The sequence below is a fragment of the Nocardia sp. CA-128927 genome, from assembly GCF_050955855.1.
Lineage (GTDB): Bacteria > Actinomycetota > Actinomycetes > Mycobacteriales > Mycobacteriaceae > Nocardia.
Window position 1 is genome coordinate 6,305,016 of sequence record NZ_CP192087.1, and the last position, 25,099, is coordinate 6,330,114.

The following is a 25,099-nucleotide window of genomic DNA, read 5'->3' on the forward strand; positions in this document are numbered from 1 at the left end:
GCGTAACAGTGTTTCCACTATCGAAACGGAACAGCGGTGGAACCCAATCATCTCCGCGCGGTATTGGCGCAGTGGGCCAGCGGCGTCGTGGTAGTCACCACGGTCCGGTCGGATGGTGGCAGGCACGGCATGACGGCAAGCTCGTTCACCAGTGTGGCGCTGGATCCGCCGCTGATCTCGATATGCCTGGTTTCCACCAGCACGACGTGCCGAATGATCCGTGCGAGTGGCATTTTCGCGGCCAACGTACTCGGGCGCGATCAGGAACACATCGGCCGGCGTTTCGCGTCCACCGTCTGGAACGCGGCGACGGATCGCTTCGCCACCGGACAGTGGGACACCGCACATACCGGCGCCGCCGTCCTCACCGACGCCGTCGCCTGGCTCGATTGCGCCCTCACCGCCTGCTACCTGGCCGGTGACCACACCATCATCGTCGGTGCGGTGCAGGACGCCGCCACCCCGCGGCCCATCGCGCCACTCATCTATCACGACCGCACGTACCACGAGGGGATAGTCCGATGATCGGTGAACGACTCGTCGAGGACATGACCGACGCCGAACGCGAACGCGCCCAACGGGTCGACGCGGTGCTACCCGCGCTGCGCGCGGCCGCCGAGGAAGCCGATCGGCTCGGCGTCTTTCCACCCAGCCATGTCGGGCTGCTCCGCGACGCGGGCCTGCTCGGGCTGGTGGTGCCGGAGAAGTTCGGCGGACTGGGCGGCACTCTCCGCGATCTGGCCGCGGCCACGTTCGCCATGGGCACCGCCTGCCCCTCTACCGCGCTGGCGTTCTTCTTCCACAACACCAGCGCCTCGCGCGGGCTGCTTCCGCTGGAGGCGATCGACGCCGGACTGTTCGCCGACGACGAGATTCCGGTCGTGCGCGCCTTCGCCGAGAAGGTGCTCACCCGGATGGCCGAGGGCAGCTGGCTGGCGAACTTCGCCTCCGAGGCGGTCAAGACCGCCGCCGCGAACATCACCATCGCCACTACCGCACGCAAGGTCGACGGCGGCTGGATGTTGCAGGGCGAGAAGTCATTCGGCTGCGCGACCGGTGTCGCCGACTTCTATCTCACCTCGGCCAAACTCGACGGATACGACACCGCGGAAGGGCTCGCGACCTTCTTCGTCCCCCGGGATGCGCCCGGCGTCGGGGTGCGCGCCCCGTGGGACGGACTCGGGATGCGCGCCACCGCCAACAACGGCATCCGCCTGGACGAGGTGTTCATCCCGGATGATGAAGCATTGGCAGTGCCGGGCGCGTTCACCAAGATGCTCACCATGAGCAGAGGCAGTTTCGTCGGTAACCAGCTCGCCATCGCGGCGGTCTACACCGGGTGCGCGCAGCACGTCTACGACGAGACGCTGGCCGCGACCACCACGAAGACCTTCGCAGACACCGGCGACCCGATCGCTTCCTCGCCGGTACATCAGGTGCTCATCGGTGAGATGACCAAGCAGTTGCAGACCGCATACCTGTGGTTGCGCTATCAGCTGACAATCGAGACCGCCCAACCGCCGATCAAACCCAAGCCCGAGGTGTTCACCCAGTGGCGTCTGGGCAAAGGCGCGGTCACCGAAGCCTGCTTTCAGGTCGCACTCGGCGCGTTCAAAGCCGGCGGGACCTCCGCCGCGGCGATGAGCGGAGTCGCGGGCCGGGCGCTGCGGGACCTGGCGATGGGCTTGGTGATGACCTTCCCCGCCGAGCGCGGCATGCTCGAAGTCGCCCGCATCGTCACCGACGCCAAGGCGAACGAGTTGTTCGCCACCGCACCGGCGAGCGCGGACCGATGAGCACCGACCTACCCGCGATCACCGACCTGATCGACGACGAATGGGGCGCGCCGGACATCGATCTCGGTGTTGCACTGCAGGATCCGGCCACCAGCCGACCTGTCGCCCGAGCAGTCGCCACGGCAGCCGACCGCGTCGAGCGTGCGCTCGCGGTCGCCGAAGCCGCCGCCGGCCGGATCGATGCGACCATGCTCGACGCGATTGCCGCCGATCTGGACGCGCGGTTGCCACGGATCGCGGAACTGGACGCCCGCGCAACCGGTGTACCTATCAGCCAAACGGTTCCGCTGGCCGCGATCGTGTCCGGCTCGTTCCGGCTCGCGGCCGAACAACTCCGCGCCGGAGCACTGCGCCAGGACCAGGACGGCGTCGAAGTGCATCGGCTACCGCTCGGCCCGGCACTGTGCCTGGTTCCGTGGAACGCGCCCGCGCCCATGGCCGCGCACAAAGTGGCCAACGCCCTCGCCGCGGGCTGCCCGGTGATCCTGAAAGTCAGCGAACTGGCGCCCTACAGTTCGGTGGTGCTGGCCGAGGCAATAGCCGAGCACGTGCCCGCGGGAATGTTCCAGCTGGTGCAGGGCGGAGCGCAGGTCGGCGCGCAGCTGGCCGCCTCGCCCCGGATCAAGGCGGTCTCGTTCACCGGCGGACTCACCGGCGGACGCTCGATCGCGACCGCCTCGGCCGCGCTCTTCCGTCCGTGTCAGCTCGAACTCGGCGGGAACAATCCGCTGGTGGTGCTGCCCGACGCCGATTTCGACACCGCCACTCGGATCGCCGCCGAACTGCTGACCACGTTGAACGGCCAATGGTGTCGCGCCCTGGGCAGATTGATCCTGCCGGCGGAGCGCGCGGGCGATCTGGTCGAGGGGATCGGAAAGCGGCTCGCGGCGCTACGGGTCGGGGCACCGATGGATCCGCTGACCGAGTTCGGACCACTGCTGCACGCGAAACATGTGCAGACCGTGCGGGCTTCGTTCGATGGCCGCGAGGCGCGCAGCTTCGGCAGCATGCCGGAGACCGGAAACTATCTCGCCCCAACACTTCTGGACAGCGACCTGACCGCGGAGGTCTTCGGCCCGGTGGCCGGCGTCGTCACCTATGCCGACATCGGGGAAGCGGTGGCACTGGCCAACGCGGTCCCTTATGGATTGGAAGGCTACGTCTGCGGCGCCGACGAACAACAAGCGCTCGGCGTCGCGCGCCGGATCCGCGCCGGGGAGGTGAAGGTGAACGGTTCTTCGATCATGAGCCTGCACCTGATGACCCCACGACCCGCCTGGGGGCTGTCCGGACTCGGCGAGGAGGGCACGGCCGAGACACTGCGCTTCTTCACCGGCGCCCGCGTCGTCGGCGTCGAGGGCCGCTTCGCACTGCACACCTCATGACTACCCCGGCGATCGTGGTGGTCGGCGCCGGGCCGGTCGGACTCACCGCCGCACTGACCCTGGCTCGTCGCGGGATTCCGGTCACCGTGCTCGAACAGGGCGACGAGCTCGCCACCGAGTCGCGGGCTTCCACGTTCCATCCGCCGACCCTGGAGATGCTGCGCGACCTCGGCGTCCTGGATACGCTGCTGCACAAGGGAATCGTCGCGTCGACCTTTCAGTACCGCGACCGTCGCGGCGGCGAGATCGCCACCCTCGATCTCGCCGTGCTGAGCCAGGACACCCCGTTCCCGTTCCGGGTGCAATGCGAGCAGAGCAAGCTCACCCCGATCCTGCTGGACGCCCTCGCTACCGCCGATGTGCGCTTCGGCTGCGGGGTGAACGGATTGCGCCACACCGACGATTCAGTGGTGCTGAGCACTGGCATGGGCCCGATTCATGCGGACTGGGTGATCGGCGCGGACGGTGCGCACTCCGCGGTCCGGCACGGTTTGGGCGTCGCCTTCGATGGCAGCACCTATCCGGAGCGGTTCCTGGTGGCCTCGGTCGAGGAGGATCTGGAGCGCGCGCTGCCCGGCATCGCGCCGATCAACTACATTTTCGACCCGGACGAATGGCTGGTGCTGCTGCGCACCCCGCACCATTGGCGGGTGCTGCTGCCGACTCCCGCCGACACCGACGACGAGTACGAATCGCGCAGACTGCCACAACGTTTGGACGCGGTCGCCGATTTGGGTAGGCCGTGGAACATAGCGCACGCCTCGCTGTATCGGGTGCATCAGCGAGTCGCCGGACGATTCCGGCACGGCCGGGTCCTGCTGGCGGGCGACGCCGCACACCTCAACAACCCGCTCGGCGGAATGGGGATGAACAGCGGCATCCACGACGCCGTCCAGTTCGCGACCGCGCTGGCCGATATCCTCGGCGGCGCCCCGGACGGACGGCTCGACGAGGTTGCGGCACAGCGCCGTACCGTCGCGGTCGACCACGTGCAACGGACCAGCCATGACAACTGGAACCGGCTGCGCGGAACCGACGGCAGCCAGCGCGAGCAGTTGCGGGCGCTGGCCGCCGACCCCGCCGCCGCCCGCGCGTATCTGCGTCGGGCCTGCCTGCTCGACTCGCTCGGACCGCGGCCGTGAGCATCGAGCGGGAGAACCCCGCCCACCCGCGCGAGATCGTCGGCACGGTGAACCCGACGCCGCCGGAAGCGGTCGACGCCGCAGTGCGCAACGCGCACCGGGACTTTCACGAGTGGTCGCGACAGCCGGTCGCGACTCGGCTCGCCGTACTCGGCCGCGCCGCGGACGCACTCGATGCCCGCAAGATCGAGCTGGCCGCGCTGCTGGCGCGCGAATCCGGCAAACCGGTTTCCGACTGCCGCGGTGAAATCGGTTTCGCCGCAACCTATCTGCGCTGGGTCCGCGATCACGCGGCCGAAGTCCTGCACCTTCGCGGCACCGACGATGCACAGGGCCGAATCACACCGGCGCGGCGAGCGTTCGGCGTGGTCGCCGCGATCACGCCGTGGAACGCGCCCATCATCCTCTCGATGCTCAAGCTCGGGCCCGCGCTCGCCGGGGGGAACTCGGTGATCCTGAAACCGTCCCCGCTGGCGCCGCTCACCGTGTCCGCGGCGGCCGAACTCTTGCCCGCGACAACGGTTTTGCACGGCGGCGCGGATACCGGACGGGCGCTGGTCACTCACCCGCTGGTGCGTAAGGTCGCGTTCACCGGCGGCGAGCAGGCCGGACGTGCGATCGCGGCGGCCGCGGGCGGCGCGCTCACCCCGGTACTGCTCGAACTCGGCGGCAACGACCCGGCCATCTTCCTGGACGACTTCGCATTGACGCCGAACGACTTCGAGCGACTCGTCCTCGCCTCCTTTGCCACGGCAGGTCAGGTATGCATGGCCGCGAAACGCCTATACGTACCCGAGACCAGGATCACCGAGTTCGTCGAATCGTATATTGCTGCCGCACAACGCATCCTGATCGTCGGCGAGCCGATGGACGGGAACACCACCATGGGCCCGGTGGTCACCCGCACCGCCGCCGAACGCGTGCGCGGACTCGTCACCGATGCCGAAACCCGAGGCGCGCGCATCATTCCGCTCGCCGCCGCGCCGCCCAGCGACGGCTACTTCCTGGACCCGGTTCTCGCGCTCGGGGTGCCCGACGACGCCGACCTGGTTCGCCTGGAACAGTTCGGCCCCGCTGTCCCGATCCTCACCTATCGCGATGAGACCGAAGTCCTCACTCGCGCAAACGATTCCGAACTCGGCCTGGCGGCATCGGTCTGGTCGGCCGACGAGGAACACGCCTTCGCCGTCGCCGCCCGCATCGAAGCAGGCTTCACCTTCATCAACACCCACAACCGCACCGGCATGTCGCTACACGCCCCCTTCGGTGGAACCAAGAACAGCGGCTTCGGCCGCGAATACGCCGAAGAAGGCCTGCTCGAATACGTCCAGACCACGGTCACCCACGCACCCGCCGCCTTTCGCGCGGGCGGTGCGGGTCTACCGGCCGGCGCTTATCCTGGTTGACAGCGGTCGCGGCAATCCTCCGGAGATACCTCCGTTCGCGGGGCCGTCCGTGCTCTCAGTTGTTCCGTCCGCGTCGGCGCGCGACGACGAGGACGACCGCTGCGATGATCACCACTGCGCCGACACCGATGCCGATCGCTGCGGCGGTGTTGCCGTCCGAGTCGTCGGGGTCCACTGACGCACTGCTTGCCGCGGTGGGTTTCGGGGTTTCCACCGCTGGTCCGAAGGTCAGCGGAACCGAGGCGATGATCTCGGTGGCGTTGGTCAGGCTGGTGACGCTGATCGTGCACGCGCCGGGCGCGGCGGTGCAGTCGATGCCGCCGACATTGGCCACCAGAGTGATCGACCGCTTGTCTCCGTTGGGTTGCCAATTGCCCTGCCCGTCAGCGGCGCCGAGCATCGAACCAGGCAAGTTGCAGTCCCCCGGACCCGTGATCTGCGGTTTGCATTGGCCGACCGCCACGGCGGCCATGTTCGCGGGCAGGCCGTCCAGGGTCACCGTGATCGCCTGCCCCGCAGTCAGTCCGGCGGATTGGCTCACCTGCAATGCGGGGGCGGCCGCGGCGAGGCCTGCGCCGAACACCGCGGCGACGGTTACGCCTGCGAGGATCCCGAGTCTGGTGGCGATGTGCTTCATACTTCCTCCTGATGGATTCACCGTCGCCGCCGATCGGCGAACGCCGAGCCGGCGACTAGGACGAGTAGGGCCGCGGTTGCCGCCCACAGCACCGTGGATGGCCCTTCGGTGTCTGCCTCGGGTTGCGCTGTCGCGGTCGAGGTGGGTGCCGCAGCGGCCGTCGGTAGCCGCGAGCCGGCGAAAACCACCGACACCGCGGCGGAATTGGCCGCGATGATCGCGGGTGGTTCGGTGCCGGGCAATGGCGCGGCGGCGATCACGCACGGCTGATCGGTGCAGTCGATGTCGTGGAATCGGTGGTGCGCGGTCAAAGTCAGCGGGCCGAAGGTACCGTCGCCGCCGATATTGACGAAGGCCGCGCCGCCGTCCAAGTCGCAGTCCTTCAGCCCATTGCTGAAGCCCTGTTTGCACATGCCGACCGCGACGGCGGCGAGACCCGCCTGAAAGCCCCTACCCTGCACTGTTATTCGTTGATCCTCGACCAGGTCGACAGTCGTGCTGACCTGGATTTCGGCCGGTTCGTCAGCGGTGGCCGTCAGCGGCGACACCACCAGGTATCCGCTGAGGAATCCGACTACGGCGGCACGGGTCGCACCGGCGAGCATTCTCATGACACGCCGCTTTCGACTGCCGCGCGCATCCGCTGTCGGGCACTGCGCCGGACCGGCAACCACACCACGACGAGCACGCAGAGCGCCGACACGGTCAGCGCGGATCCGGCGCCGATGAGCCGACCGAGCAGATCGACAACTCCGAGCGCGGCCACCCCCGAGAGCACCGCGACCGCGGCGGTGACGCCCGCGACGGCAATTCGCTCGGCACGCACCGTGCTCAGGCACACACCTTCGTCCAGTGCCGTCACCGCCCGCGTACCCGCCGAAAGAGTGAGCGCGAGACCGATGATCAGCGTCGCCGGCCCGGGCGCGGTCGCGACGAGCACCATCCCGCCCGCCGCCAGGATCAACAGCACCGGCACGGCATCCGGTCGCCGCCCGGGCACGATGATCGCGACGACCGCGGGTGCGGCGGCGACCGACAACCACATGCACTGCGCGGCCCCGAATTCGTTCCACCGGAACAACAACAGGTGCAGCGCGGGCAGCGTGGCGCCGCCGATCGCGATTCCGGCCGCAAGATACCCGGGTAACGCCGAGCGGACGCCGACACCGATCGCCGCTAGGCGTCCCGGCGGGAGCGCGCCGGCGCCGCAGCGCGCAAGTAGCCCGGTTACCAGCCCCAGCACGGAGGTGAGTGCACCAGTGATGATCAGCCCGCCGCCGGGATCCTCGTAGTAACGGCCCGCAAGCCACGCGGCGGCGGCCATCCCCACCATGGCCGCCGCGTGCACACGCACCAGACCTCCGCGCCCGAGGTCGAACGCGAGCGCCCGGCCCACGGCCAGCAATGGCCCGGTCACCGCACCGGCCAAGAGCACCGCGATGGTGAACACCACGACACTGTCGACCGCGCCCGCGACGATCACCGCGAATCCCGCGAGAACCCCACACGCACTTGCTGTTCCGGCAGACGACCGCAACCGCCACAGCCAGAGCGCCGCGGCGAGCAGACCGAGCACAACGGCGGTGAGCACGATGTAGCCGACCACCGCGCCGGGCACGCCGATCGTGCCGCCCAACGGCTTTCCGAGCAAGACCAGCTGTCCACCGGCTACCGGCCCGGCCGCGATCGCACAGAGCGCGGCCGCTCCTGCGCGATGCCTCGTCATCCTCAACCTCCACTCGCGTTCCACTGAGGGAAACGCAGTTTCACGATTGCCATATTGAACCCGCGGCACCGACCAGTGTCAAGACAAGCGAAAAAGGCGACGTTTCCGGGAATTACGGCCGCGTGAAATGTCGGACCACCCCTGGACAGATCCTTCGCCGGGGTACAGAATCGAGACCACGATGGAAACATCGTTTCGTTGTACGAAACATGATGTCCTGCGAAACAGCTTCGAGTGGAAGGGTCCTGGTTCATGACCCGAGTCGCGGCCGCACAGCTCGCCGCCGGAACCGATGTCGCGGTCAACCTCGACGCCTGCCTCCGGATGATCGACGAGGCCGCCACCGCGGCGGCGGAACTGGTCGTCCTTCCCGAATTCTGTAACCATCTATCTTGGTACGCGGACCGCGCGCACGCGCACCGAACGGCGTGCACCGTCGGCGACCCGTTCCTCACCGCGATCGCCCAGCGCGCACGACGACACCGGCTCTACGTGAAGATCGGCGTCACGCTCGCCCGCGCCGGCGGCCGCACCACCGGCACCGGTCTGCTGTTCGGACCCGACGGCGAGCTGCTCGGCGAGTCCGACAAACAGATGCTGATGGGTGCGGAGAACGACTATCTCGATCCCGGGCAAAGCGAATCACCGGTCATCGCAACACCATTGGGCCGCATCGGCATGTACGCCTGCATGGAGGGCGTGATCAACGAGGTCACCCGGTCGCTGGCGCTACGCGGTGCGCAGCTGCTGCTCAACAGCCTCAACTCGTTCGCCATCGATGAGGCGAGCCTGCACATTCCGGTACGCGCCGCCGAGAACAGGGTGTGGGTGGTGGCGGCGAACAAGGTCGGCCCGCTCCTGCCGGCCGAGCAGCTTCCCGCGATCGCCGCCCGGCTCGGCGTGCCGCCGGATCGGTTGCACGGCGCGGGCGAAAGCCAGATCGTCGGCCCGGACGGCATTCCGGTCGCCATGGCACCGGTCACCGGCGAGGCCATCGTGGTCGCCGATATCGATGTCGCCACGGCCGACGACAAGCGCCGCCGCGACGGCACCGACATCCTGGCCGCACGCAGGCCCGAGGTCTACGCCTCATTGTCCGGCGCAGCGCGCGTACGTCGCGCACCGGCCGGGGCGCCGACGCTGTCGACCGCTGTTTCGGGGGCGGACACCGAAGTACTGGCCGCCCTCGCCGCCGACGGTGTCGACCTCATCGTGCTGCCCGAACTCGCGACCGTGCCGATTCCGGAAGTCGTTCGCGCACTGCGCAACACGACTGCGCACGCGGTACTCAGCGTGCGTGCCGGTGATGCGCACCATGGTGTGCTGGTCAACGCCGACGGAGTGGTCGGCCACCAGGCACAACTGCACCCGACGAATCGCCATCCATGGCTCACAGACCCCGGTGGCGAATTGACCGTCTTCGAGTTGCCTTGGGGCAGACTGGCCCTCGTCGTGGGAGACGACGCGCTGTTTCCGGAATCCTTCCGCCTGGCCGCAGTTCAGGACGCGGACGTCGTCGCGGTGCCCTGCTCGCCCACCGAACCGTGGGAACTGCCGCTCGGACTCGCGGAGCGGTCGGCGGAAAACAGGCTGAACATAGTGGCGGCGGGCACTGCCGAAACGGGCGGACTCGTCGGCGCAATCTATGCGCTCAGCCCGGATTTCACGCTCTGGACCGCGTGGAGCGGACCGTTCACCGGCGTGATCAGCCATCCGGTCGTGACCGGCGTGCCCCCCGGCTCGACGAGTGTGCGGGCGATCGTGCGACCCGCCGAAGCCGTGCATCGCAACGTATCCAAGGGCACCGATCTGGTCGCCGACCGACCGTCCTGGCCGCTGGACACCATGGCGAAAGAAGCTCAGTGACAACACAACCCGGAGCGACGATGAGTGAAACCGTGCAACACGTCGAGCAGATGGTCGACGCGTCCGCCAGGACAGACGTCACCGAAACCTTCCAGGAGTGGCGGGAGTTGTTGCGCGGGTTGAAGTCCCGGATCGCCGAGCGCTTCGATCTCACCCGGGACCCGTCCACCGAGGAGTTGGACAGCTATGGCGACCCGGCGACCGGCCCTTCGGGCAGCTTGGCCGCCTACTCCGGGCCCGAGATCGATTGGCTCGTGCATTCCTGGATCGGCGACCCCGCAACCGGTTTCGTCAACCTGCATCTCACCGCCTGGCTCGGTCCGCGGGTCAGCGTTCCGCATCTCGGCATCGCGTTGCTGCTGTGGCCGCAGGGCTGGTTCTACGTCGACGCGATCCCACGCGGTGATCTGGTCGGCGACGGAGCCTATTTCGACAGCTACTATGCCGAGAACGATGCGCCGTGGTTGGCGTTCAAGGAAGAACATCCCGATTTCACCTGGTTCACCAGCCGTACCGGGTTCATCCGGGCCAGCCTGTCCCCCACCGCGTACTGCTACTCCTTCCCGGCGAACCGCGACAATCGCGACACCGTCGCCGAGCTACTCACCGCGCGGGTCGACCAGTGGCTCAGCTGGGTCGATGCCGCCGAACCGGTCCCCACCGAACGGCGCGCAGCACTCGCCGACCGGGATCTGGCGATCCGCCGCAACATCGCCGAACGCGATCCGGCGAATGTGATGGGCGAGCGAATGTTCGGGCCCGACCTGACCCAGCGTCTGGTGCGTGCGCTGTGGGGCGGCGACCGCATCCTGCCGAGGCCGGTCGCATGAGTATCGTTCGTTCGCTCTGGTGGTCGGCGCGTACCGCGGGCGAGGCGCCCTTCGACACCGCGCACCTGAAGGTCTACTACCCCGCGATCAGCACCGGCTCCGACACCGAACGACTCTCCGGAGTCTTCGCACCCGATCCGGCGGCCGCACCGTATCCGGTGGTGCTGTTTCTGTCCGGAGTCAACGTCGGTCAGGACTCGTATCGCAGGTTCGCCACCGCGATCGCCGAAACCGGTTTCGTGGTGGTCACTTTCGATCGGGTAGCCGAATTGTTCGGTGGTCAGCGGGGGTTGACCGTCGGCGTCGACCTGGACGCGGCCCGGCCCGAGGCCTATGGCACCAGACCCACTTGCCCGACGATCGGCGCGATCCTCGCCGCGGTCGCGGAGTTGAACGATCAAGGCCCGCTGGCCGGCACGCTCGACCTGAATCGCGTCGCGCTGGGCGGGCACTCCGCGGGCGGAACCGTCGTGCTGCAGTCCGCGCGCTTCTTTCCTTCGGTCCGCGCGGTTTTCGCGTGGGGCGCGCACACGATGGTGGCGACCATGCTCGGCTGGCCCGCAGGCACCGTGCTGCCCGCCCAAGTCGACTGCCCGGTGCTGCTCGGGGTCGGCACCAACGACGGCGTGATCAAGGGCAGTGCCGATCGCTACGGCGAAGACGGCGACCATCGCCCCGATCCGGTGGCCAGGACGTTCGACGAGGCACTGCCACCAGGCGAGCATCTGCTCGCGGTCGTACCGGAGGCCAACCATTTCGGCATCGCCGACGTCGATCCGACCGCCGCACGGGCCTTCCTCGACGGTCCGGACGATGCGGACGCGCTCGCGCCGTTCGCTCGACTGAGCTCTGCGTTCCTGCGCACCCACCTGGGTGGCTCGGCGACGGCCCGCACCGAACTCGCCGAATTCACCGACGCGGGTGTGCTGCGACCCCAACTATCGGAGCCCGAACAATGCTGAAAAACTTCTGGTACGCACTGGAATTCGCCGACCGGGTCGGTCGGACCCCGAAAAAGGTGACCTGCCTCGGTCAGGACTTCGTGCTGTATCGCACCACGGCGGGCAGCGCGGTCTGCCTGTCGGATCTGTGCGTACACCGCGGTGGTGCGCTGTCGATGGGCACCCTGACCGGGGACTGTATCGCCTGTCCGTACCACGGCTGGCAGTACAACGCCGAGGGCGCGTGCGTACGGATTCCGGCGAACGCCGAGGACCGGCTCATCCCGAAGAAGGCCCGGGTCGACGCCTACCCCACCCAGGAGCGTTACGGCATGGTCTGGGCCTTCCTCGGTGACCTGCCCGAACCACAACGCCCACCGATACCGGACATCCCGGTGCACGACGATCCGGCCTTCCGGATGGTCCAGTTCGAGATGGAGGTCGAGGCCAACTACGAACGGACCTTCGAGAACGTCGTCGACGCCTCACATACCCCCTTCGTGCACGGCACCAGATTCGGCAACCCGGACAAACCCGAGATACCGAATTTCACCATCCGCAAGGATGATTGGTCCGCCGAGGCCGATATACAGCTCAGTCCGCCGCCGCCGAGCGGACTGTGGGGACTGCTGTTCCGGAACAAGCCCCGGCCCGAATTCGTGACGGTCACCAACGGCTGGTACCTGCCCAACGTGGTCAAGCTACATATCCGGCTGCCTATCGGCGATCTGCTGCTCTACGACTTCAACATTCCGCTGTCGCAGGACCGCACCCTGGTCAAGATCCTCGGCTACCGCAACTTCTTCACCGGCCGCTGGGCCGACGCCGACACCCGCCGGAGAATCAAAGACATTCTGCTGCAAGACAAACCGGTGGTCGAATCGCAGCGACCGGAGTTGCTCCCGTTCGACCTCGCCGATGAGCTGCATGTACGCAGCGACGCTTTGCAGATCGCCTACCGGCGCAGGCGAACCCAGCTGATCAAAGACGGCTGGTGGCTCGGCGACGACGACATCATCACCGGTGACGGACCGCGCCGCACGGCCACCGTCATCGCCTCCCCCGCCCGCCGCGACAATCCCGAACTCGATCAGGCCTGGGTGCACAAGGCACGCAACGGAAGACGACCGCAATGAGCCTGCCCACCGAACTCAGCGAGCGCACCCTGCGGCGGCTGAGCACAGCTCTGGAACTCGTTACGGCCGAAGACCTCTCGCTGACCAGTCCGATGTCACCGGAGCCGGTCGGCAGGCTCCGGGTGTTGCACGGTGACCCGATCGACAAGCTCGTCACCGTCGACCTGGTGGTCCCCGCGATCGGCTTGGACAGCCATATGATCTTCGCCTTCACGCCGGCCGATTCCGCGGTCCCGCATTTCACGCTGGACTCGGTGCGGTCGGCGGAATACCACGCCATGCATCTCGATCTCATCCCCCGCACCGACCTCGCGGTGCACCTCGCCTACCTCGATGCCGCGTTCCTGCCGCTGACCCCGCTGCTGGAGGCGGCTTGGCAGATCGAGGGGGTATCCGCGGCGGCAGTCGGGCCTCGGCAGCGGGCGATGATGTCGCCGTGGATGGTCGTGTGCCGCGCCACCGAAACCGCCTTCCGCGCCCTCGGCACCACGGTCGACGACTATCTCCAGCACTGGCTCACCCTGGTAGACAAGGGCGTTCCCGCGGTCGACGGCGATGTCGCCGCCCGTGACCGCGCCAACCGCGCGAATCTGTTCAGCCCGGAGGTAGATCCGGTGTGGGCACAGGTGACCCGCCTGCTCGGCGACGAACAAGCCGAGCGAGTGCGGTCGGAGCTGCTCGGATGACCGCCGCCGAAGCGCCGAGCCAGTGGCAGCAGCGCATCGCCGGCGAATGGGTCGGCAGGCCATCACTGTTCGCCGCGGACGGCGTCTGGCGTGGTTTCGAGGACATCCGCCGTTCGTCGGTATTCGCCGACGGGACAACGACTTACTACATGGACGGCGGTCTCACCGGCGGTGGCGAGTTCGCCGGGCGGTTCGCGCTCGGGGCGCCGTTCGCCTTCGGGGTGGTCGATTCCGACGACGATCGGCTCTACACCGGTCCCGACTTCTACGGCGCGGGCAGGCCTTACGGCGGATTCGTCGACGCCCACTATTACGGTCCCGGCTGGCAGGCGGGTTTGAACACGTGGAATCAGACACTCGGCGATACTCAGGTGTATTCCTCGGTGCTGTACCAGGGGCCGGCCATGGTCGGCGTGTTCAACGGCGTCTATACCCGCGACCCCGGCCTGGCCGACGAACTCGTCGAGCGCGAAACTCGCTGCGGTGCCACGCCGTTCGTCCTGCCCACCAAGGACGACTGCTGCTATTCCGGTGACTGCGAGTTGTGGGGCGTCGATCAGCAACGCCGCGGCACCGTACGGGTCGACCTCGAGATCACTCCGCTGAGCCTGTTGACCGCCGAGCATCGCGTTACCTGGCACGGAGCGCTCGACCGCACCTACGAGGCGACCGTGCGCCGCGACGGCGTCCGCTCCTTCCACGAGGGACCCGGTGCCTGGGGCAACGCAACCGCGTACGGGCGCGCCAACTACCCGGTGTTGCACCTGCCCGACGGCAGCAAGATCAACGGAAGAGAATTCATGATGGACGCCGCACCGGGAATGGGTGCAGGTACCGAGCTTGCCGTGGTCTATGAACTGTTCGAGCACAACAGTCTCAGCGCTGTGCTGCACGGCGTCCTGGTGCGCACATGAGCGAGCAAACGACGCGCACCGTCGTAGTAACCGGTGGCACCCGCGGCATCGGGCTCGGCATCGCCCGTGCGCTACTCGATCGTGGCCATCGAGTCGCGTTGTGCGGCACCGACATCGAGCGGATGGATCGGCTGCGGTCGGACCTGCCCGACACCGCGCTGCTGATTCCCGCCGACGTCACCGATCGCGCTGAGCTGCAAGCGCTCTGGGATGCGGCCGCGGCCCGCTTCGGTCGGATCGACGTCTGGATCAACAACGCGGGCATCTCTCACATCCGCGCCCCGGTCTGGGAACTACCCGCCGACGAGGCCCGAAAAGTGGTCGCTACCAACCTGGTCGGCGCGATCAACGGCGCCGCCGTCGCTATCGCGGGCATGGTGGGCGCCGGCGGCGGGCACGTCTGGAAATATGGAAGGCCTCGGCAGCGACGGCCGCACAGTACCGGGGCTGTCGGTCTACGGCGCGAGCAAACGAGCGCTCACCTATCTGACCGAAGCGCTGGCCAAGGAAGTCCCGCCGGGCGTCTCGGTCGGCCTGCTCAGTCCGGGCATGGTGGTCACCGATCTGCTGACCCACGGCTACGCCGATCCGGCGGAATTGGCCAAGGCGCGCAAGATCTTCAACATTCTGGCCGACCGGGTCGACACGGTGGCGCCCTGGCTGGCCGAACGCGCTGTCGCCCCCGCTCGCAACGGGGCACATGTCCGCTGGCTGACCACACCGAAGGTGATCGGCCGATTCGCCCTTGCGCCGGTGCGGCGGCGCGACCTGTTCGCCGAATGAACACCATGGCACGGGGCCACCCAGGCGGTATCGGAAACAGCATCGAGAACCAGGAGCGGCACTATGCCTGATGTATTGGGCTGGAGAGCGAAGTTCGGGGTACTGGCCCCCTCGACGAATACCGTGGTGGAACCCGACTTCGCCCGCATGGGCGTGCCGGGAGTTACCACGCACTTCGGCCGCATCCATATCCGCGACCAGAACATGGGTGACGACGCGGGCATGGACCGGCTGCTCGACCAGATCCGCGCCGAAATGGACGCGACGTGCGCCCGCGTGCTCACCTGCGAGCCCGACTACATGGTCATGGGTATGTCGGCCGAGACCTTCTGGGGTGGTGTCGAAGGCAACCAGCAGTTCGTGCGGCAGATCCACGACGCGACCGGGCTACAGGTGGCCACCGGGGCGGAGGCGTGCCGACGAGCGCTGACGTTGAACAACGCGACGCGCATCGGAGTCGTCACGCCGTATCAACCGATCGGCGACGAGAACGTAGTGCGGTTCTTCGGCGAGCTGGGATTCGAAGTGGCCGCGATCAAGGGGCTGCGCTGTCCCACTGCGGTTTCTATCGCCCACGTCACCGAAGCACAGTTGCGCGATGCGCTGCGCGAGGTCGACGGCGATCACATCGACGCGCTCGTCCAATGCGGCACCAACCTGTCCATGGTCGGCCTGGCCGACGCGGCAGAGCGCTGGCTCGGTAAGCCTGTTATCGCGATCAATGCGGCGACTTGGTGGATGGCGTTGCGCGACAATGGTATCCACGATCGTATCGACGGTGCTGGTGCGCTGCTGCGCGATCATTGATCTCCATCTCGCCGACAAACCACGGTAACGATGCCGCGAATCACCTGACTACCCGGGCAGTCGGCGCCACGTCAGCCGCGGATCGCCGTCTCCATCTCCCCGTTTCAATCACGAGCAATCGCACAGCCACCGGACCGGGAGTTCGCCAGCAAGCGCCGCGCCCGCCTGACCACTGCCAGGTCCACCATGCGGCCCTCGTCGTCCAGCGCTGCCCCGCCCGCGGCGTCGAACCGGGCCACAAGCGCATGCGCCTGTTCGATGTCGGCCGGGTCCGGTGTGAACACCTCGTTCACGACCGCGACCTGGGCGGGGTGGATGCAGGCGCGGCCTCGAAAGCCCATGCGCGCCAATGCCATCGTCGAGACCTTCAGTGCTTCGAGGTCACCGAAATCGGTGCGGACTGGGCCGAGCGGGGGTGCGATGCCCGCCGCGGCGCTGGCCAGCACCACCTGCGAGCGCACTGCCCACAGCTCTCGATCGTCGGGGCTCGGATCGACACCGATCTCGGCGCACAGGTCCGCCTCGCCGAGTTGTAAACGGTCGACGCGTGGCGCGGCGGCGATCTCGTGGGCAGCCAGCACAGCGGACGCGCTTTCCAATATCGGACAGATCCGGATGCCGCCGGGACACGGCTCGAACTCACGCAACACCGCGCCCGCGACGTGGACCTGAGCAGTGGACTCGGCCTTGGCCAGGCACACCGCGGACACACCTGCCACCGCCACCGCCGCCAGATCGGCCTCGCCGATCGAGCCGGGGTTCACCCGCACCCAGATCCGTGGTCCGCTCGCGCGAATCTCGCTCAACCAGGCGGCAACCGCGGTCCTGGCCCGATCTTTGGCGGCCGGGGGAACCGAGTCCTCGAGATCGATGAGCACCACGTCGGCACCACTCGACATCGCCTTGTCGAACAGTTCGGGGCGGCTGCCCGGCACGTACAACGCCGATCTCACCGGCACACCTTCCGTCCGTGGGGCCTACACGTCATCCGGAGATCGGTGACTGCACGCTCTCCAGACGGTACCCACAGGGTCGACAGTTTGGCAACAGCGTTTCCCTAGACGAAACATTGAACCAGAGCAGTTGACAGCGCCCGGAACTCGAGCGCTAATTGACACCAAGAAAGAAACGCTATTTCGCATCAGGAAACAGCGTGCGCGTCACTGGAGTCATGATGAACCTCCGAGGTCCGGCCACCGCCGCCATCGCCCTGTGTCTCGTCCTCGCCGCCGGACCCACGGCCCGCGCCGAATCCACGACGAGGCATGAGACCATGCCCATCCCTTGCGCTGGAACAACTTTGCCGGTTCCGGTGGACTGGCAGCTGCCCACCGGCGCACCCAAGGGCCTGATCTGGTTGCAACACGGATTTGCCCGCAGCAATATCAATATCGCCGGTCTCGGAACCGCTTTCGCCGAGGCGGGCTATCTCGTCTTCACACCGAGCCTGCCGTTCATCGACTTCGCGGGCTGCACGTTGCAGAACCTCACCGGCAACACCGAGTTCCTCGGCGCGATCGCCACGCTCTTCGCCACCACGCACGACCCCGGCAACGCACTCGCCCAAAGCCTTTCCGCAGCAGCCGCGCACGCGGGCCGGCCCGAGCTCCGGCTGCCCGAGCAATACACCTTCGTCGGCCACTCGGCCGGCGGTGAGGCCGTCGAGTACGTCGCCCATCGGTTACACCGCGATCATCCCGGCAACTGGACCGGGCTACGCGGGCTGGTGCTGCTCGACCCGGTCAAGTCCTTCGTCGGCGACAACACCGATCGAGCCCTGGCCGACCTGGACGACACTTCGCTGCCGATCCTCACCGTCTCCGGTCCGCCGTCGCTGTGCAACGCGTTCGGCAGCGGCACCGGCGCACTGCAATCCACGCTGCATCGCTCCTACCTCGGCATCCGCATCAGCACCGGCGTGCACACCGACGCCGAAGGGACCAGCGTCGACACGATCGGCAGCATGCTGTGCGGCACACCGGAATCGGTGAACATCACCACCCTGCGCACCCTCGCCCTCGGCTGGATCGGCGACTATTTCGCCGGCAGCCGATCCGCCGACTACTACCCGCCCGACGCACCACTCACCGATGCACAGACCGCCCGCGCCGCCGTCGCCCGGGTCGCGGCCGCACCCGACGCCCAAATCCTGTCGGGCACTTCCTGATCGCGTGCGCAACCGTCACGCGATCACCGGAGTTGGACCGTCGCGGTGGCCCGACCGAAGATCTTGGATCCGCCCTGCGACGCGGTGAGTGCCACCACGGCGGTTCGCGACTCGGTGTCGACCGACTTGATCCGCCCGCGGAATTCGATGCGCGCCCGCGCGTTGGCTTCGAGCCGGACCGGGCTGGTCATCCGGACGCTGTACTGCCGGATAGCGCCCGGGTCACCCAACCACGAGGTGACGAAGGCGGCGCCGAAAGCCATCGAAAGCATCCCGTGCGCGATGACACCATCCTCCAGTCCGACCATCCTGGCGGCATCCGCGTGCCAGTGAATCGGATTCGGATCACCGGACACGCCTGCGTAGTTGACCAGATCGCCGAGGGAGACATCGACGTATCCGGGCGGCAGTTCGGTGCCGACCAGCGTTGCGGCGAACGGGAGCGCGCGCCGGCTTCGATGCGGTTCCGGTCGGGGCCAGCGCATTTCGTCGATCGGGGTGTAAGTACTCATCGGACCGGCGGCCGAAACGACATCGCCGCGCACCAACGCGGTCAACGCGCCGGCGACCGCGCGGTCGCGCTCGGTGGGCGCCGAGCGAGCGACGAGCCCGGTATCCGCGACCAGCACCTGCGCACCGTGCTGATCGGTGACCGTGTTGCGCACGACCATGAGATCACCGCCGAAGGCCTGCCGGAACGATTGCAGCGACAGGTTGCTGGTCAGTCGATCACCGGCGAGGACAGGGCGATCGAAATCAATCGTCTGATCGGTTTGGATGGCCGTGGTCAAGTTGTAGCCGTCGAGCACGTCGGTCAAGATCTTCTGTACGGTGCCGCCGAGTAGGCAGATGAAAGCCGGCGGCGCAACCAGGTCCGGATAGCCGAAGTCGACCGCTGCCGTCAGGTCCCGGTGCACCGGGTGGTGATCCTGCACCGCGCGCGCGTATTCGCGGATCTTCTCGCGGCCGACCTCGTAGTAGTCGTCCACTCGATAATGGCGTCCGACGATCGCCCGAATACGCGCTACCGGTTCGGTTTCCAACGTACGCGGGGTATCGATTTCCACTGCCGAGGCCTCTCATTTCGCGTCAACCATGTCGAGTAGTAGTCGCATGGGCCAGCACCCCGGACTGCCCGGCCCAGCAACTCCCTCAACGATTGTGATTCAAGCCACACTTCGGTCGGCCGGATCGTCAGAATCGACGCCTTCGAACACTTCCGCGCCGATCCAGCCTGCGCCGATATGAGAACCTACGACGGCCCCGGTGACGCGATCACGTGGTCGAAATGGGTATGCAGCGAGGCGATCACCGCGGTGAGCACGCGGTGTGCGGCGTGCAGATCCTGGTCCGGGAGTTCGGCCATGGCCGATCGGGTACTGGCCCCTACCGGGAGGAAGAAGTCGCGGGCGGCGGCCATTCCTTGTTCGTCGTGATACAGGATGATCCGGCGGCGATCCGTCGGATCGGTCTCGCGGCGAAGGTGGCCGGACTGGATCATCCGCTCTACCAAGTAGGTCACCGCGGCGGAACTCATGCCCATCAAGCGGCCCAACTGCCCTGGCGTGAGTGGCCGGCCCGCGAACTCGGCGGTGGCGATGTGCAGCAGCGCCCGGAAGTCGTTGGGGCGCAAATTGTTCGAGCGGGCAAAGACATGACCGAGCTGGTCAGAGATCGCGGTCAGCGCGCGGATGTCCGCCGCGATCTCGGTCTCCAGTGATTCGCGCTGCCCCTCCCGAGCGGAAGCGGAACCCTGCACCGTCCAGTCAGGTTCTGTCACAACGGTAAGACTAACCCCGCCAGTTACCTCCATTGCTTAACAATTAAGTTTCTGAGAGAGTTGTCAAGAGTACCGCGCTGACGCCGAAGCCGCCACCCCCATCGACCTCGATCTCCGACCTATGTCAGCAGCCCGAACCAATCCGGCCAATGCATCGATTTTGCATCGTTTGTTCGCTACGGTAGTGGAGATACCGCGCCGGGATGCGCCGCCGCGGTGATCCTCAACCGCACAACAGATTTCGGCGTGGCCGTCGGGCTGGACGCCCGTATCAGCCCTGTGAAACCCGGCGGCCACACCGCAGGAGAACAGCATGAACATCTCATTCACTCGCCGCAGCGCGGCAGCTCTCATCGGGGCGGGCACCGCGGTGTGCGCGCTTGCGCTGGTCGCCCCCGAGGCCGCGGCCGCCGATACCGCGTGCCCGGCACCGGGAGCCGCGGCTACCTCGGTGACGGCCGCGGGCGCGCAATGCTCCGCGACCAGCGCGGGCGGCGGGGCCGCTGCGGCGTATGGCCTCAACGGCTCGGCTTCCGCCGACGCGGCACCGACCAGTCTGTCGCTGGCTATCGCACAGAACGGTGGGTCGGCGACCTCGAGCTCGGCACAGTTGTCCGGTCCCGCCGCGATCGCGGTGGGACCGGGAGCTACCGTGACCACGATCGGCGTACGGCCGGGCCTGGCCATCGGTATCGCCGGGCCGGGTGCCAGTGTGCTCGTCAACGGCGTCACCGGCCCGACGTGTTCCGGTGGGCTCGGCTTCGCGGGCGACTTCCAGACCTTCCAGGGTTGTTTGTCGCTCGGCTGACGTTCGACAGGCAGGTTGCCGGGCGGCTCGTTGGCACCGGCAACCTGCTCCCCTGTCGGAGGACACTCAAAAACGCTGCTGCCGCAACTGGTATCGGCGTTCGGCGTACGCCATGTCGTCGCGCCACAGCCGGTTGGCGGCATGGTTCATCAGCGGGCGCAGCAGGGGAAGCGCATGGTGGGCGAAGCGGAAGCCGGCGCGGTCGGAGTCGGCGATCACGGCCTCGACCACCGCGGTGCGGGCTTGTCCGTCCGGTCCGGAACCCAGTGGTGTGGCGTGGGTTTCGACGACACTGCCCTTACCCTCACCGGCGATGATGCGCATCACGATGGTGCGCGGGTCCGGGCAGGTGAACTCGGCTTCGACCGGGACCCCGAGGCGGCGCGTCACCCGGAAGGTCACCGTGAGCAGGAACCGGTGGGTTTCCTCGGTGATGCCCTCGCGCCGCGGCGTCTGCGTCACGTCCAGGCGAGCGAACGAGTAGGGATGGAACCACGCGCCGTGCCACGGGTCCAGGCGGTTGGCCATGATGTCGCGTGGTTCGCAGGTGCCGGTCAACCGGGTTACCGCGTGTATCGTCGAATCGGCGGGGCGTGCGCCGAGAATAGGTGCGTCCGTTGGTGTCTCGCCACCGACCGCGTCCAGGCGTACCCACGCCAGCACCCCGTCGTCATGACTGGGAAACGGGCACCAGCGAGCGGTGTCGCCGGTGGACCCCACGCGCAGCCCGTGCCAGCGGCAGATCAGTGCGGCGTCATCGACCTGTGCGGCGTCCAATGGCGCGCCGAGGTGCGGGCAAGCCCCGGGGCCCACCTGTAGCGCGCCTTCGCGATCGCGCCACGCGACGATCTCGACGCCGGCAATCGTCGTGCCGAACGGCCGGTCGCCACGGATGCTCCGGCTCGCCGCGAACGCATACCAATTGCCGCTCGGCAACTGCTGAGACCACCGCAGCGCGCTCGCGATGATTCGCGGATCCGCATCCTGGTAAGTGGGTCGTTGCCGCGACCACTTCTCCGGGGAAAACCGTTGCAGCGGTGAACTATTACCCATCATGACTGCCTTTCCGCGAAGCTGCGCAGCAGGGTCGATCGACCGCGGGCCGGCACGGTCTGCAACGAATGCCCAGCGCCGCCCCACTCCTGGGACAAGAAATCGGCGGCAAGCCAGCCGGTGGTCGCCGCCCGCTCCATCAGCGCGACCGGCAGCTCCACCCGGATGCCGTCACCGGCGAGCATCAGCCGCGGATGCGGGGTACGCACCCCGGGACGCCGCGCGAAGTCGCCGGGTGCGAACCGTGGACAGTCCTGACGCCACAGCATGTGCTCGCCGACGATCTGGGCGTCGGCAGATTCCGGATATATCTCGTGCAGACGCGCTACCAGCTTGTCCCGTATCGCCAGCTGCGTTGTGGGCGCGGGCGTTTGATCAGCCGCCGCATACGCGTGCAATTCGACCACGCTGCCACCGTTGTCCTGAGCCCAGTCCGTGGCCGTGTGCTCGTACCGATCGAGGACGCTGATGTTGTCCAGCGGATCCAGATTCCCGGTAGCGAGAAAGCCCGGCCGGTCCGCACGCAACGGTCGATTCATCCACAGCCGCAGCACGGCGAACGCCGGCGCACTACCCAATTCCGCTATCCGCGAGCGCCATTCGGGATCTCCCAAGGTCGGCGACCGCGCCACCAGTTCGCGCAACGTGGCGGCGTCGACAGCTAGCACCACCGCGTCCGCTTCGAGGGTGGCGCCGGTATCCGCGGTCAGCACGAATCCGGCTCCCCTCGATTCGACCTCGGTGATGGCCACTCCGGTGTGGAACTCGACCCGACCCGGTCGATGCGGCGTCGGGGTACCGCCGAGATGATCCGCGAGCGGCGTCCACAAGGCGGCATCGAAATTGTCCCGCGCCACATCGAACAGCAGACCTTCGCTGGAGCCGAGGAAATAGATGTGGAACATGGTCGCCAGTTCGGCCGCGGACATGTGCTGGGGCTCGACGAAGAAGCTGCGGGAGAATACCTCGAACGCCAGATGACGGGCGGCCTCCGGAAAGTTGATGTGCCGCAAGAACGTTTCCGCGTCGACGTGGTCCAACCGGTCATAGATATCCGGCACGGACACCGCGGCCAGCGGAGCGGCCGCGCGCGCATCGATGCGGGCGAGGTCGCGCAGCCGGAAGGTGGGACTGCGCAGCGCGAAGGCGAGCGCGTTCCACGGTGGCGTGCGCGGCAGGTTGCGGAAAGTATCCCGGCGGCCGGCCGCGTCGATGAGCGGATAGTCGCCGATCCGGCGTAGTGCGGACAGCGTGGGATCGCTGCGGGACAACAACTTCCGCAGGTTGTAGTACTGGGCGAAGAAGGCGTGGAAGCCGCGGTTCATACCGACCGGCGCGCCGCCGGCGAGCTGCTCGGTCCAGCCGCCGACGCGGCCGCCGAGGTAGCGCTCCCGCTCGACCACCTCGACCCGGAACCCGCGTTCGGCGAGTCCGGTGGCGGCGGCCAGCCCCGCGATTCCGGCGCCGACCACGACTGCCACCGGGCGATGACCGTTCTGGCCGACGTCGCGTCGGCCAGGCCGTGCGGGATAACGCACGCGGCGCGGGTCCCGGCCGATCGGTGCTGCCGTCATCGCCGCTGTCCTTCCTGGTGCTGTCGGGCACGTTCCCAGCTCAGCAGCACCGCCGTCACGAGCGCGAAACCGAACAGGAAGTCCTCGATCGGGATGTCCCACGGAAACCGAAGGCCGAGAATGTGATTCGGGTTGTAGCGGACGGTCGGCGCGTCGAGCCTGGTCAACCAGCCGTCCACCGGGATCTGAAATCCGAAAACGATGAGCATCGACAACCAATACGCGCGCTTGCGCAGCAGTCCGGTGCGCAACACCGCGACCTCGAGCAGGCAGACGGCCACGACGGCGAGCACAGCGGGCAGTGTGTAGCCGATCCCGTCGCTCATCGGCGGGCCCCACGATCCCGAATCCGTGCGCGGGCCGGGCGTCCGCGCGCGAGCAGCGTCTCCACGGCGCCGAAGGTCAGCAGCCCGCAGAGCGGAATCACCAGGAAGAACAGGAATTCCTCGACGGGCATGGATCCGGGTAGCTGCACACCGAGGACGAATCGCTGATCGTAGCTCCAGACCCCGCCTGCGATGGCGAGCAGATCCCACACCACGAAAACGACCAGCGCGGGCGCGATCGCGGCCAGTAGCAGCCGTGGTCGGCGATAGACGCCCGGACCGAGGAATTCCAGCGGTGCCGTCAGTACCAGGCAGAGGACCAATATCAGGAGGTACTGCCAATGCGCCATATCGGCTCCTAGGTCCGCTCGCGCGGTCGCGACATATCCGATGACAAGGGCGACTTCGATGGCGCATGCCGAGCCCACCAGGCGCGCGCCAAGCCCGCTACGCCGACGCGCGCTCTGCGGCCGGTGCCCACCCTGGCGCGCCGGCCGAAGACCTCGAAATCGGCCTCCTCGATGCGCGCCAGAATCTCCGAGTACAGCGTCGACGCGGTCGCCACGCAGGGACGCGAGCGCGGTGCCAGTCGATCGAGACCGCCGCGCGCGAACTGGTATATCTCCCTGGCGATTTCGTGCTGCTCGGCCAATGCTCGCCGGACCTGCGGCTCGGCTCGCCGACGGCGGCTGCACCAGGCCAGCAGGTCTCGGTCGACACCGTGCGCGGCGAGTTCGTCGGCGGGCAGGTAGACCCGGTCGCGGGCCAGGTCCTCGTCGACGTCGCGCAGAAAGTTGGTGAGCTGGAAGGCTTTACCCAGTGCGGCCGCGTAAGGCGCAGCGTCGGAGATGGTTTCGGTGACTCCGAGTATCGGCAGCAATTGCAGGCCGATGACCTCGGCGGACCCGTATACGTAGGTGTCCAGTGCGGCGCGGTCCGGGTAATCGGTGATGGTCAGATCCATCCGCATCGATGCCAGGAACGCGTCGAACAGGTGTGCTTCGATGCCGTAGCGGTCCGCTGTGTGCAGCACGGCGGCGAGCACCGGGTCGCCGTCGCTGTCCCCGCTGACGAAATGCCCGGCGAGCGCGTCCAAGTCGGCCGCACGATCGCCGGCCGTGCGGGCGGGATCGAACTCGTCGAGGATGTCGTCCGCGCGGCGCGCGAATCCGTAGAGCGCGTGCACGCCCGGCCGCTGGTCGGGGGCGAGCAGCCTGGTCGCGAGGAAGAAGGTCTTGCCGTGCTGAGCATTCAGCGTACGGCAGCATCGATAGGATTCTTGGAGCGACGGATCGGTGATGCCCGCCGCGGCTAGTTCCCTGAGCGTCATAGTCTT

At 67.6% G+C, this 25,099-nt stretch carries 26 protein-coding genes and 1 pseudogene; 16 read left to right on the top strand and 11 right to left on the bottom strand.

From position 1 onward, the window contains the following. Positions 1 to 36: 36 nt before the first annotated feature. From ACQPW1_RS29330 to ACQPW1_RS29350, 5 genes are read left to right on the top strand one after another with little or no spacing between them, the layout of a single operon-like run. Positions 37 to 525, top strand: a complete 489-nt coding sequence (locus ACQPW1_RS29330; protein WP_433655015.1) for a flavin reductase family protein — start codon at positions 37 to 39, stop codon at positions 523 to 525. Continuing rightward, positions 522 to 1,796, top strand: coding sequence for an acyl-CoA dehydrogenase family protein (locus ACQPW1_RS29335; RefSeq protein WP_433655016.1), 1,275 nt, complete (start codon positions 522 to 524; stop codon positions 1,794 to 1,796). The genes ACQPW1_RS29330 and ACQPW1_RS29335 overlap by 4 nt, the downstream gene beginning before the upstream one ends. Further along, complete coding sequence (locus ACQPW1_RS29340; RefSeq protein WP_433655017.1) at positions 1,793 to 3,181, top strand: aldehyde dehydrogenase family protein; 1,389 nt, start codon at positions 1,793 to 1,795, stop codon at positions 3,179 to 3,181. Before ACQPW1_RS29335 ends, ACQPW1_RS29340 begins: the two co-directional genes overlap by 4 nt. Further along, the gene (locus tag ACQPW1_RS29345) at positions 3,178 to 4,323 is read left to right on the top strand and encodes an FAD-dependent oxidoreductase (protein ID WP_433655018.1); all 1,146 of its coding nucleotides are present in this window, start codon (positions 3,178 to 3,180) and stop codon (positions 4,321 to 4,323) included. The genes ACQPW1_RS29340 and ACQPW1_RS29345 overlap by 4 nt, the downstream gene beginning before the upstream one ends. Beyond that, positions 4,320 to 5,729, top strand: coding sequence for an aldehyde dehydrogenase family protein (locus ACQPW1_RS29350; protein WP_433655019.1), 1,410 nt, complete (start codon positions 4,320 to 4,322; stop codon positions 5,727 to 5,729). The genes ACQPW1_RS29345 and ACQPW1_RS29350 overlap by 4 nt, the downstream gene beginning before the upstream one ends. A gap of 55 nt (positions 5,730 to 5,784) precedes the next feature. Here ACQPW1_RS29350 and ACQPW1_RS29355 read toward each other — a convergent pair whose 3' ends face one another. The 3 genes from ACQPW1_RS29355 to ACQPW1_RS29365 are packed head-to-tail and all read right to left on the bottom strand — an operon-like array spanning position 5,785 to position 8,092. Continuing rightward, positions 5,785 to 6,366, bottom strand: a complete 582-nt coding sequence (locus ACQPW1_RS29355; protein WP_433655020.1) for a neocarzinostatin apoprotein domain-containing protein — start codon at positions 6,364 to 6,366, stop codon at positions 5,785 to 5,787. A gap of 17 nt (positions 6,367 to 6,383) precedes the next feature. Further along, positions 6,384 to 6,977, bottom strand: coding sequence for a GPS-CTERM domain-containing protein (locus ACQPW1_RS29360; RefSeq protein WP_433655021.1), 594 nt, complete (start codon positions 6,975 to 6,977; stop codon positions 6,384 to 6,386). Beyond that, on the bottom strand, positions 6,974 to 8,092 hold the full coding sequence (locus ACQPW1_RS29365; RefSeq protein ID WP_433655022.1) for a hypothetical protein: 1,119 nt from the start codon (positions 8,090 to 8,092) through the stop codon (positions 6,974 to 6,976). Before ACQPW1_RS29365 ends, ACQPW1_RS29360 begins: the two co-directional genes overlap by 4 nt. 252 nt (positions 8,093 to 8,344) lie before the next feature. On the opposite strand from ACQPW1_RS29365, the gene ACQPW1_RS29370 reads away from it, so the two are divergent. The 9 genes and pseudogenes from ACQPW1_RS29370 to ACQPW1_RS29410 all read left to right on the top strand — a co-directional run bounded on the left by ACQPW1_RS29370 (position 8,345) and on the right by ACQPW1_RS29410 (position 16,055). Continuing rightward, complete coding sequence (locus ACQPW1_RS29370; RefSeq protein WP_433655023.1) at positions 8,345 to 9,958, top strand: nitrilase-related carbon-nitrogen hydrolase; 1,614 nt, start codon at positions 8,345 to 8,347, stop codon at positions 9,956 to 9,958. 20 nt (positions 9,959 to 9,978) lie between these two features. Next, complete coding sequence (locus ACQPW1_RS29375) at positions 9,979 to 10,788, top strand: oxidoreductase (RefSeq protein WP_433655024.1); 810 nt, start codon at positions 9,979 to 9,981, stop codon at positions 10,786 to 10,788. Further along, a complete protein-coding gene (locus tag ACQPW1_RS29380) occupies positions 10,785 to 11,750 on the top strand; it encodes an alpha/beta hydrolase family protein (RefSeq protein ID WP_433655025.1) in 966 nt (321 codons plus the stop codon). Before ACQPW1_RS29375 ends, ACQPW1_RS29380 begins: the two co-directional genes overlap by 4 nt. Next, complete coding sequence (locus tag ACQPW1_RS29385; protein ID WP_433655026.1) at positions 11,744 to 12,865, top strand: Rieske 2Fe-2S domain-containing protein; 1,122 nt, start codon at positions 11,744 to 11,746, stop codon at positions 12,863 to 12,865. The genes ACQPW1_RS29380 and ACQPW1_RS29385 overlap by 7 nt, the downstream gene beginning before the upstream one ends. Beyond that, the gene (locus ACQPW1_RS29390; protein WP_433655027.1) at positions 12,862 to 13,551 is read left to right on the top strand and encodes a hypothetical protein; all 690 of its coding nucleotides are present in this window, start codon (positions 12,862 to 12,864) and stop codon (positions 13,549 to 13,551) included. The genes ACQPW1_RS29385 and ACQPW1_RS29390 overlap by 4 nt, the downstream gene beginning before the upstream one ends. Further along, complete coding sequence (locus ACQPW1_RS29395; RefSeq protein WP_433655028.1) at positions 13,548 to 14,465, top strand: hypothetical protein; 918 nt, start codon at positions 13,548 to 13,550, stop codon at positions 14,463 to 14,465. Before ACQPW1_RS29390 ends, ACQPW1_RS29395 begins: the two co-directional genes overlap by 4 nt. Beyond that, positions 14,462 to 14,806, top strand: a pseudogene (locus tag ACQPW1_RS29400) (SDR family oxidoreductase); the annotation flags it as partial. The gene ACQPW1_RS29395 and the pseudogene ACQPW1_RS29400, both read left to right, overlap by 4 nt. Before the next feature lie 67 nt (positions 14,807 to 14,873). Next, a complete protein-coding gene (locus ACQPW1_RS29405) occupies positions 14,874 to 15,248 on the top strand; it encodes an SDR family NAD(P)-dependent oxidoreductase (protein ID WP_433655029.1) in 375 nt (124 codons plus the stop codon). A gap of 63 nt (positions 15,249 to 15,311) precedes the next feature. Beyond that, positions 15,312 to 16,055 (top strand): maleate cis-trans isomerase family protein, encoded by a 744-nt coding sequence (locus tag ACQPW1_RS29410; protein WP_433655030.1) that lies wholly within the window; start codon positions 15,312 to 15,314, stop codon positions 16,053 to 16,055. A gap of 104 nt (positions 16,056 to 16,159) precedes the next feature. On the opposite strand, the gene ACQPW1_RS29415 is transcribed toward ACQPW1_RS29410, so the two are convergent. Further along, the gene (locus ACQPW1_RS29415; protein WP_433655031.1) at positions 16,160 to 17,008 is read right to left on the bottom strand and encodes an HpcH/HpaI aldolase/citrate lyase family protein; all 849 of its coding nucleotides are present in this window, start codon (positions 17,006 to 17,008) and stop codon (positions 16,160 to 16,162) included. A 221-nt stretch (positions 17,009 to 17,229) separates the two neighbouring features. Between ACQPW1_RS29415 and ACQPW1_RS29420 the strand changes: the two genes are divergently transcribed. Then, the gene (locus ACQPW1_RS29420; RefSeq protein ID WP_433655032.1) at positions 17,230 to 18,222 is read left to right on the top strand and encodes a hypothetical protein; all 993 of its coding nucleotides are present in this window, start codon (positions 17,230 to 17,232) and stop codon (positions 18,220 to 18,222) included. A 23-nt stretch (positions 18,223 to 18,245) separates the two neighbouring features. Here the strand turns inward: ACQPW1_RS29420 and ACQPW1_RS29425 are convergent, their stop codons facing one another. Both ACQPW1_RS29425 and ACQPW1_RS29430 read right to left on the bottom strand, forming a co-directional pair. Then, positions 18,246 to 19,289: a fused (3R)-hydroxyacyl-ACP dehydratase subunits HadA/HadB gene (locus ACQPW1_RS29425; protein WP_433655033.1), complete on the bottom strand. Its 1,044-nt coding sequence runs from the start codon at positions 19,287 to 19,289 to the stop codon at positions 18,246 to 18,248. A 185-nt stretch (positions 19,290 to 19,474) separates the two neighbouring features. Further along, on the bottom strand, positions 19,475 to 20,002 hold the full coding sequence (locus tag ACQPW1_RS29430; protein WP_433655034.1) for a MarR family winged helix-turn-helix transcriptional regulator: 528 nt from the start codon (positions 20,000 to 20,002) through the stop codon (positions 19,475 to 19,477). A gap of 313 nt (positions 20,003 to 20,315) precedes the next feature. On the opposite strand from ACQPW1_RS29430, the gene ACQPW1_RS29435 reads away from it, so the two are divergent. Continuing rightward, the gene (locus tag ACQPW1_RS29435) at positions 20,316 to 20,810 is read left to right on the top strand and encodes a DUF6764 family protein (protein WP_433655035.1); all 495 of its coding nucleotides are present in this window, start codon (positions 20,316 to 20,318) and stop codon (positions 20,808 to 20,810) included. A gap of 66 nt (positions 20,811 to 20,876) precedes the next feature. On the opposite strand, the gene ACQPW1_RS29440 is transcribed toward ACQPW1_RS29435, so the two are convergent. Genes ACQPW1_RS29440 through ACQPW1_RS29460 form a run of 5 tightly spaced genes read right to left on the bottom strand, consistent with a single transcriptional unit; the run spans position 20,877 to position 25,093 of the window. Beyond that, complete coding sequence (locus ACQPW1_RS29440) at positions 20,877 to 21,863, bottom strand: DUF5914 domain-containing protein (protein ID WP_433655036.1); 987 nt, start codon at positions 21,861 to 21,863, stop codon at positions 20,877 to 20,879. Next, positions 21,863 to 23,437 (bottom strand): FAD-dependent oxidoreductase, encoded by a 1,575-nt coding sequence (locus ACQPW1_RS29445; RefSeq protein ID WP_433655037.1) that lies wholly within the window; start codon positions 23,435 to 23,437, stop codon positions 21,863 to 21,865. Before ACQPW1_RS29445 ends, ACQPW1_RS29440 begins: the two co-directional genes overlap by 1 nt. Beyond that, a complete protein-coding gene (locus tag ACQPW1_RS29450; RefSeq protein WP_433655038.1) occupies positions 23,434 to 23,763 on the bottom strand; it encodes a lycopene cyclase domain-containing protein in 330 nt (109 codons plus the stop codon). Before ACQPW1_RS29450 ends, ACQPW1_RS29445 begins: the two co-directional genes overlap by 4 nt. Then, positions 23,760 to 24,113 carry a lycopene cyclase domain-containing protein gene (locus ACQPW1_RS29455; protein ID WP_433655039.1) on the bottom strand — a complete coding sequence of 118 codons (354 nt, stop codon included), beginning with the start codon at positions 24,111 to 24,113 and terminating at the stop codon, positions 23,760 to 23,762. The genes ACQPW1_RS29450 and ACQPW1_RS29455 overlap by 4 nt, the downstream gene beginning before the upstream one ends. Before the next feature lie 8 nt (positions 24,114 to 24,121). Next, positions 24,122 to 25,093, bottom strand: coding sequence for a phytoene/squalene synthase family protein (locus tag ACQPW1_RS29460; RefSeq protein ID WP_433655040.1), 972 nt, complete (start codon positions 25,091 to 25,093; stop codon positions 24,122 to 24,124). Positions 25,094 to 25,099: the final 6 nt, after the last annotated feature.

Bases quoted from the DNA above. Each gene is read 5' to 3' on its own strand.
- ACQPW1_RS29410 (WP_433655030.1), top strand. From the start codon at position 15,312: ATGCCTGATGTATTGGGCTGGAGAGCGAAGTTCGGGGTACTGGCCCCC.
- ACQPW1_RS29385 (WP_433655026.1), top strand. From the start codon at position 11,744: ATGCTGAAAAACTTCTGGTACGCACTGGAATTCGCCGACCGGGTCGGT.
- ACQPW1_RS29390 (WP_433655027.1), top strand. From the start codon at position 12,862: ATGAGCCTGCCCACCGAACTCAGCGAGCGCACCCTGCGGCGGCTGAGC.
- ACQPW1_RS29380 (WP_433655025.1), top strand. From the start codon at position 10,785: ATGAGTATCGTTCGTTCGCTCTGGTGGTCGGCGCGTACCGCGGGCGAG.
- ACQPW1_RS29355 (WP_433655020.1), bottom strand. From the start codon at position 6,366: ATGAAGCACATCGCCACCAGACTCGGGATCCTCGCAGGCGTAACCGTC.
- ACQPW1_RS29405 (WP_433655029.1), top strand. From the start codon at position 14,874: ATGGAAGGCCTCGGCAGCGACGGCCGCACAGTACCGGGGCTGTCGGTC.
- ACQPW1_RS29455 (WP_433655039.1), bottom strand. From the start codon at position 24,113: ATGGCGCATTGGCAGTACCTCCTGATATTGGTCCTCTGCCTGGTACTG.
- ACQPW1_RS29335 (WP_433655016.1), top strand. From the start codon at position 522: ATGATCGGTGAACGACTCGTCGAGGACATGACCGACGCCGAACGCGAA.
- ACQPW1_RS29370 (WP_433655023.1), top strand. From the start codon at position 8,345: ATGACCCGAGTCGCGGCCGCACAGCTCGCCGCCGGAACCGATGTCGCG.
- ACQPW1_RS29360 (WP_433655021.1), bottom strand. From the start codon at position 6,977: ATGAGAATGCTCGCCGGTGCGACCCGTGCCGCCGTAGTCGGATTCCTC.
- ACQPW1_RS29395 (WP_433655028.1), top strand. From the start codon at position 13,548: ATGACCGCCGCCGAAGCGCCGAGCCAGTGGCAGCAGCGCATCGCCGGC.
- ACQPW1_RS29420 (WP_433655032.1), top strand. From the start codon at position 17,230: ATGAACCTCCGAGGTCCGGCCACCGCCGCCATCGCCCTGTGTCTCGTC.
- ACQPW1_RS29340 (WP_433655017.1), top strand. From the start codon at position 1,793: ATGAGCACCGACCTACCCGCGATCACCGACCTGATCGACGACGAATGG.
- ACQPW1_RS29440 (WP_433655036.1), bottom strand. From the start codon at position 21,863: ATGGGTAATAGTTCACCGCTGCAACGGTTTTCCCCGGAGAAGTGGTCG.
- ACQPW1_RS29435 (WP_433655035.1), top strand. From the start codon at position 20,316: ATGAACATCTCATTCACTCGCCGCAGCGCGGCAGCTCTCATCGGGGCG.
- ACQPW1_RS29445 (WP_433655037.1), bottom strand. From the start codon at position 23,437: ATGACGGCAGCACCGATCGGCCGGGACCCGCGCCGCGTGCGTTATCCC.
- ACQPW1_RS29345 (WP_433655018.1), top strand. From the start codon at position 3,178: ATGACTACCCCGGCGATCGTGGTGGTCGGCGCCGGGCCGGTCGGACTC.
- ACQPW1_RS29460 (WP_433655040.1), bottom strand. From the start codon at position 25,093: ATGACGCTCAGGGAACTAGCCGCGGCGGGCATCACCGATCCGTCGCTC.
- ACQPW1_RS29365 (WP_433655022.1), bottom strand. From the start codon at position 8,092: ATGACGAGGCATCGCGCAGGAGCGGCCGCGCTCTGTGCGATCGCGGCC.
- ACQPW1_RS29375 (WP_433655024.1), top strand. From the start codon at position 9,979: ATGAGTGAAACCGTGCAACACGTCGAGCAGATGGTCGACGCGTCCGCC.
- ACQPW1_RS29450 (WP_433655038.1), bottom strand. From the start codon at position 23,763: ATGAGCGACGGGATCGGCTACACACTGCCCGCTGTGCTCGCCGTCGTG.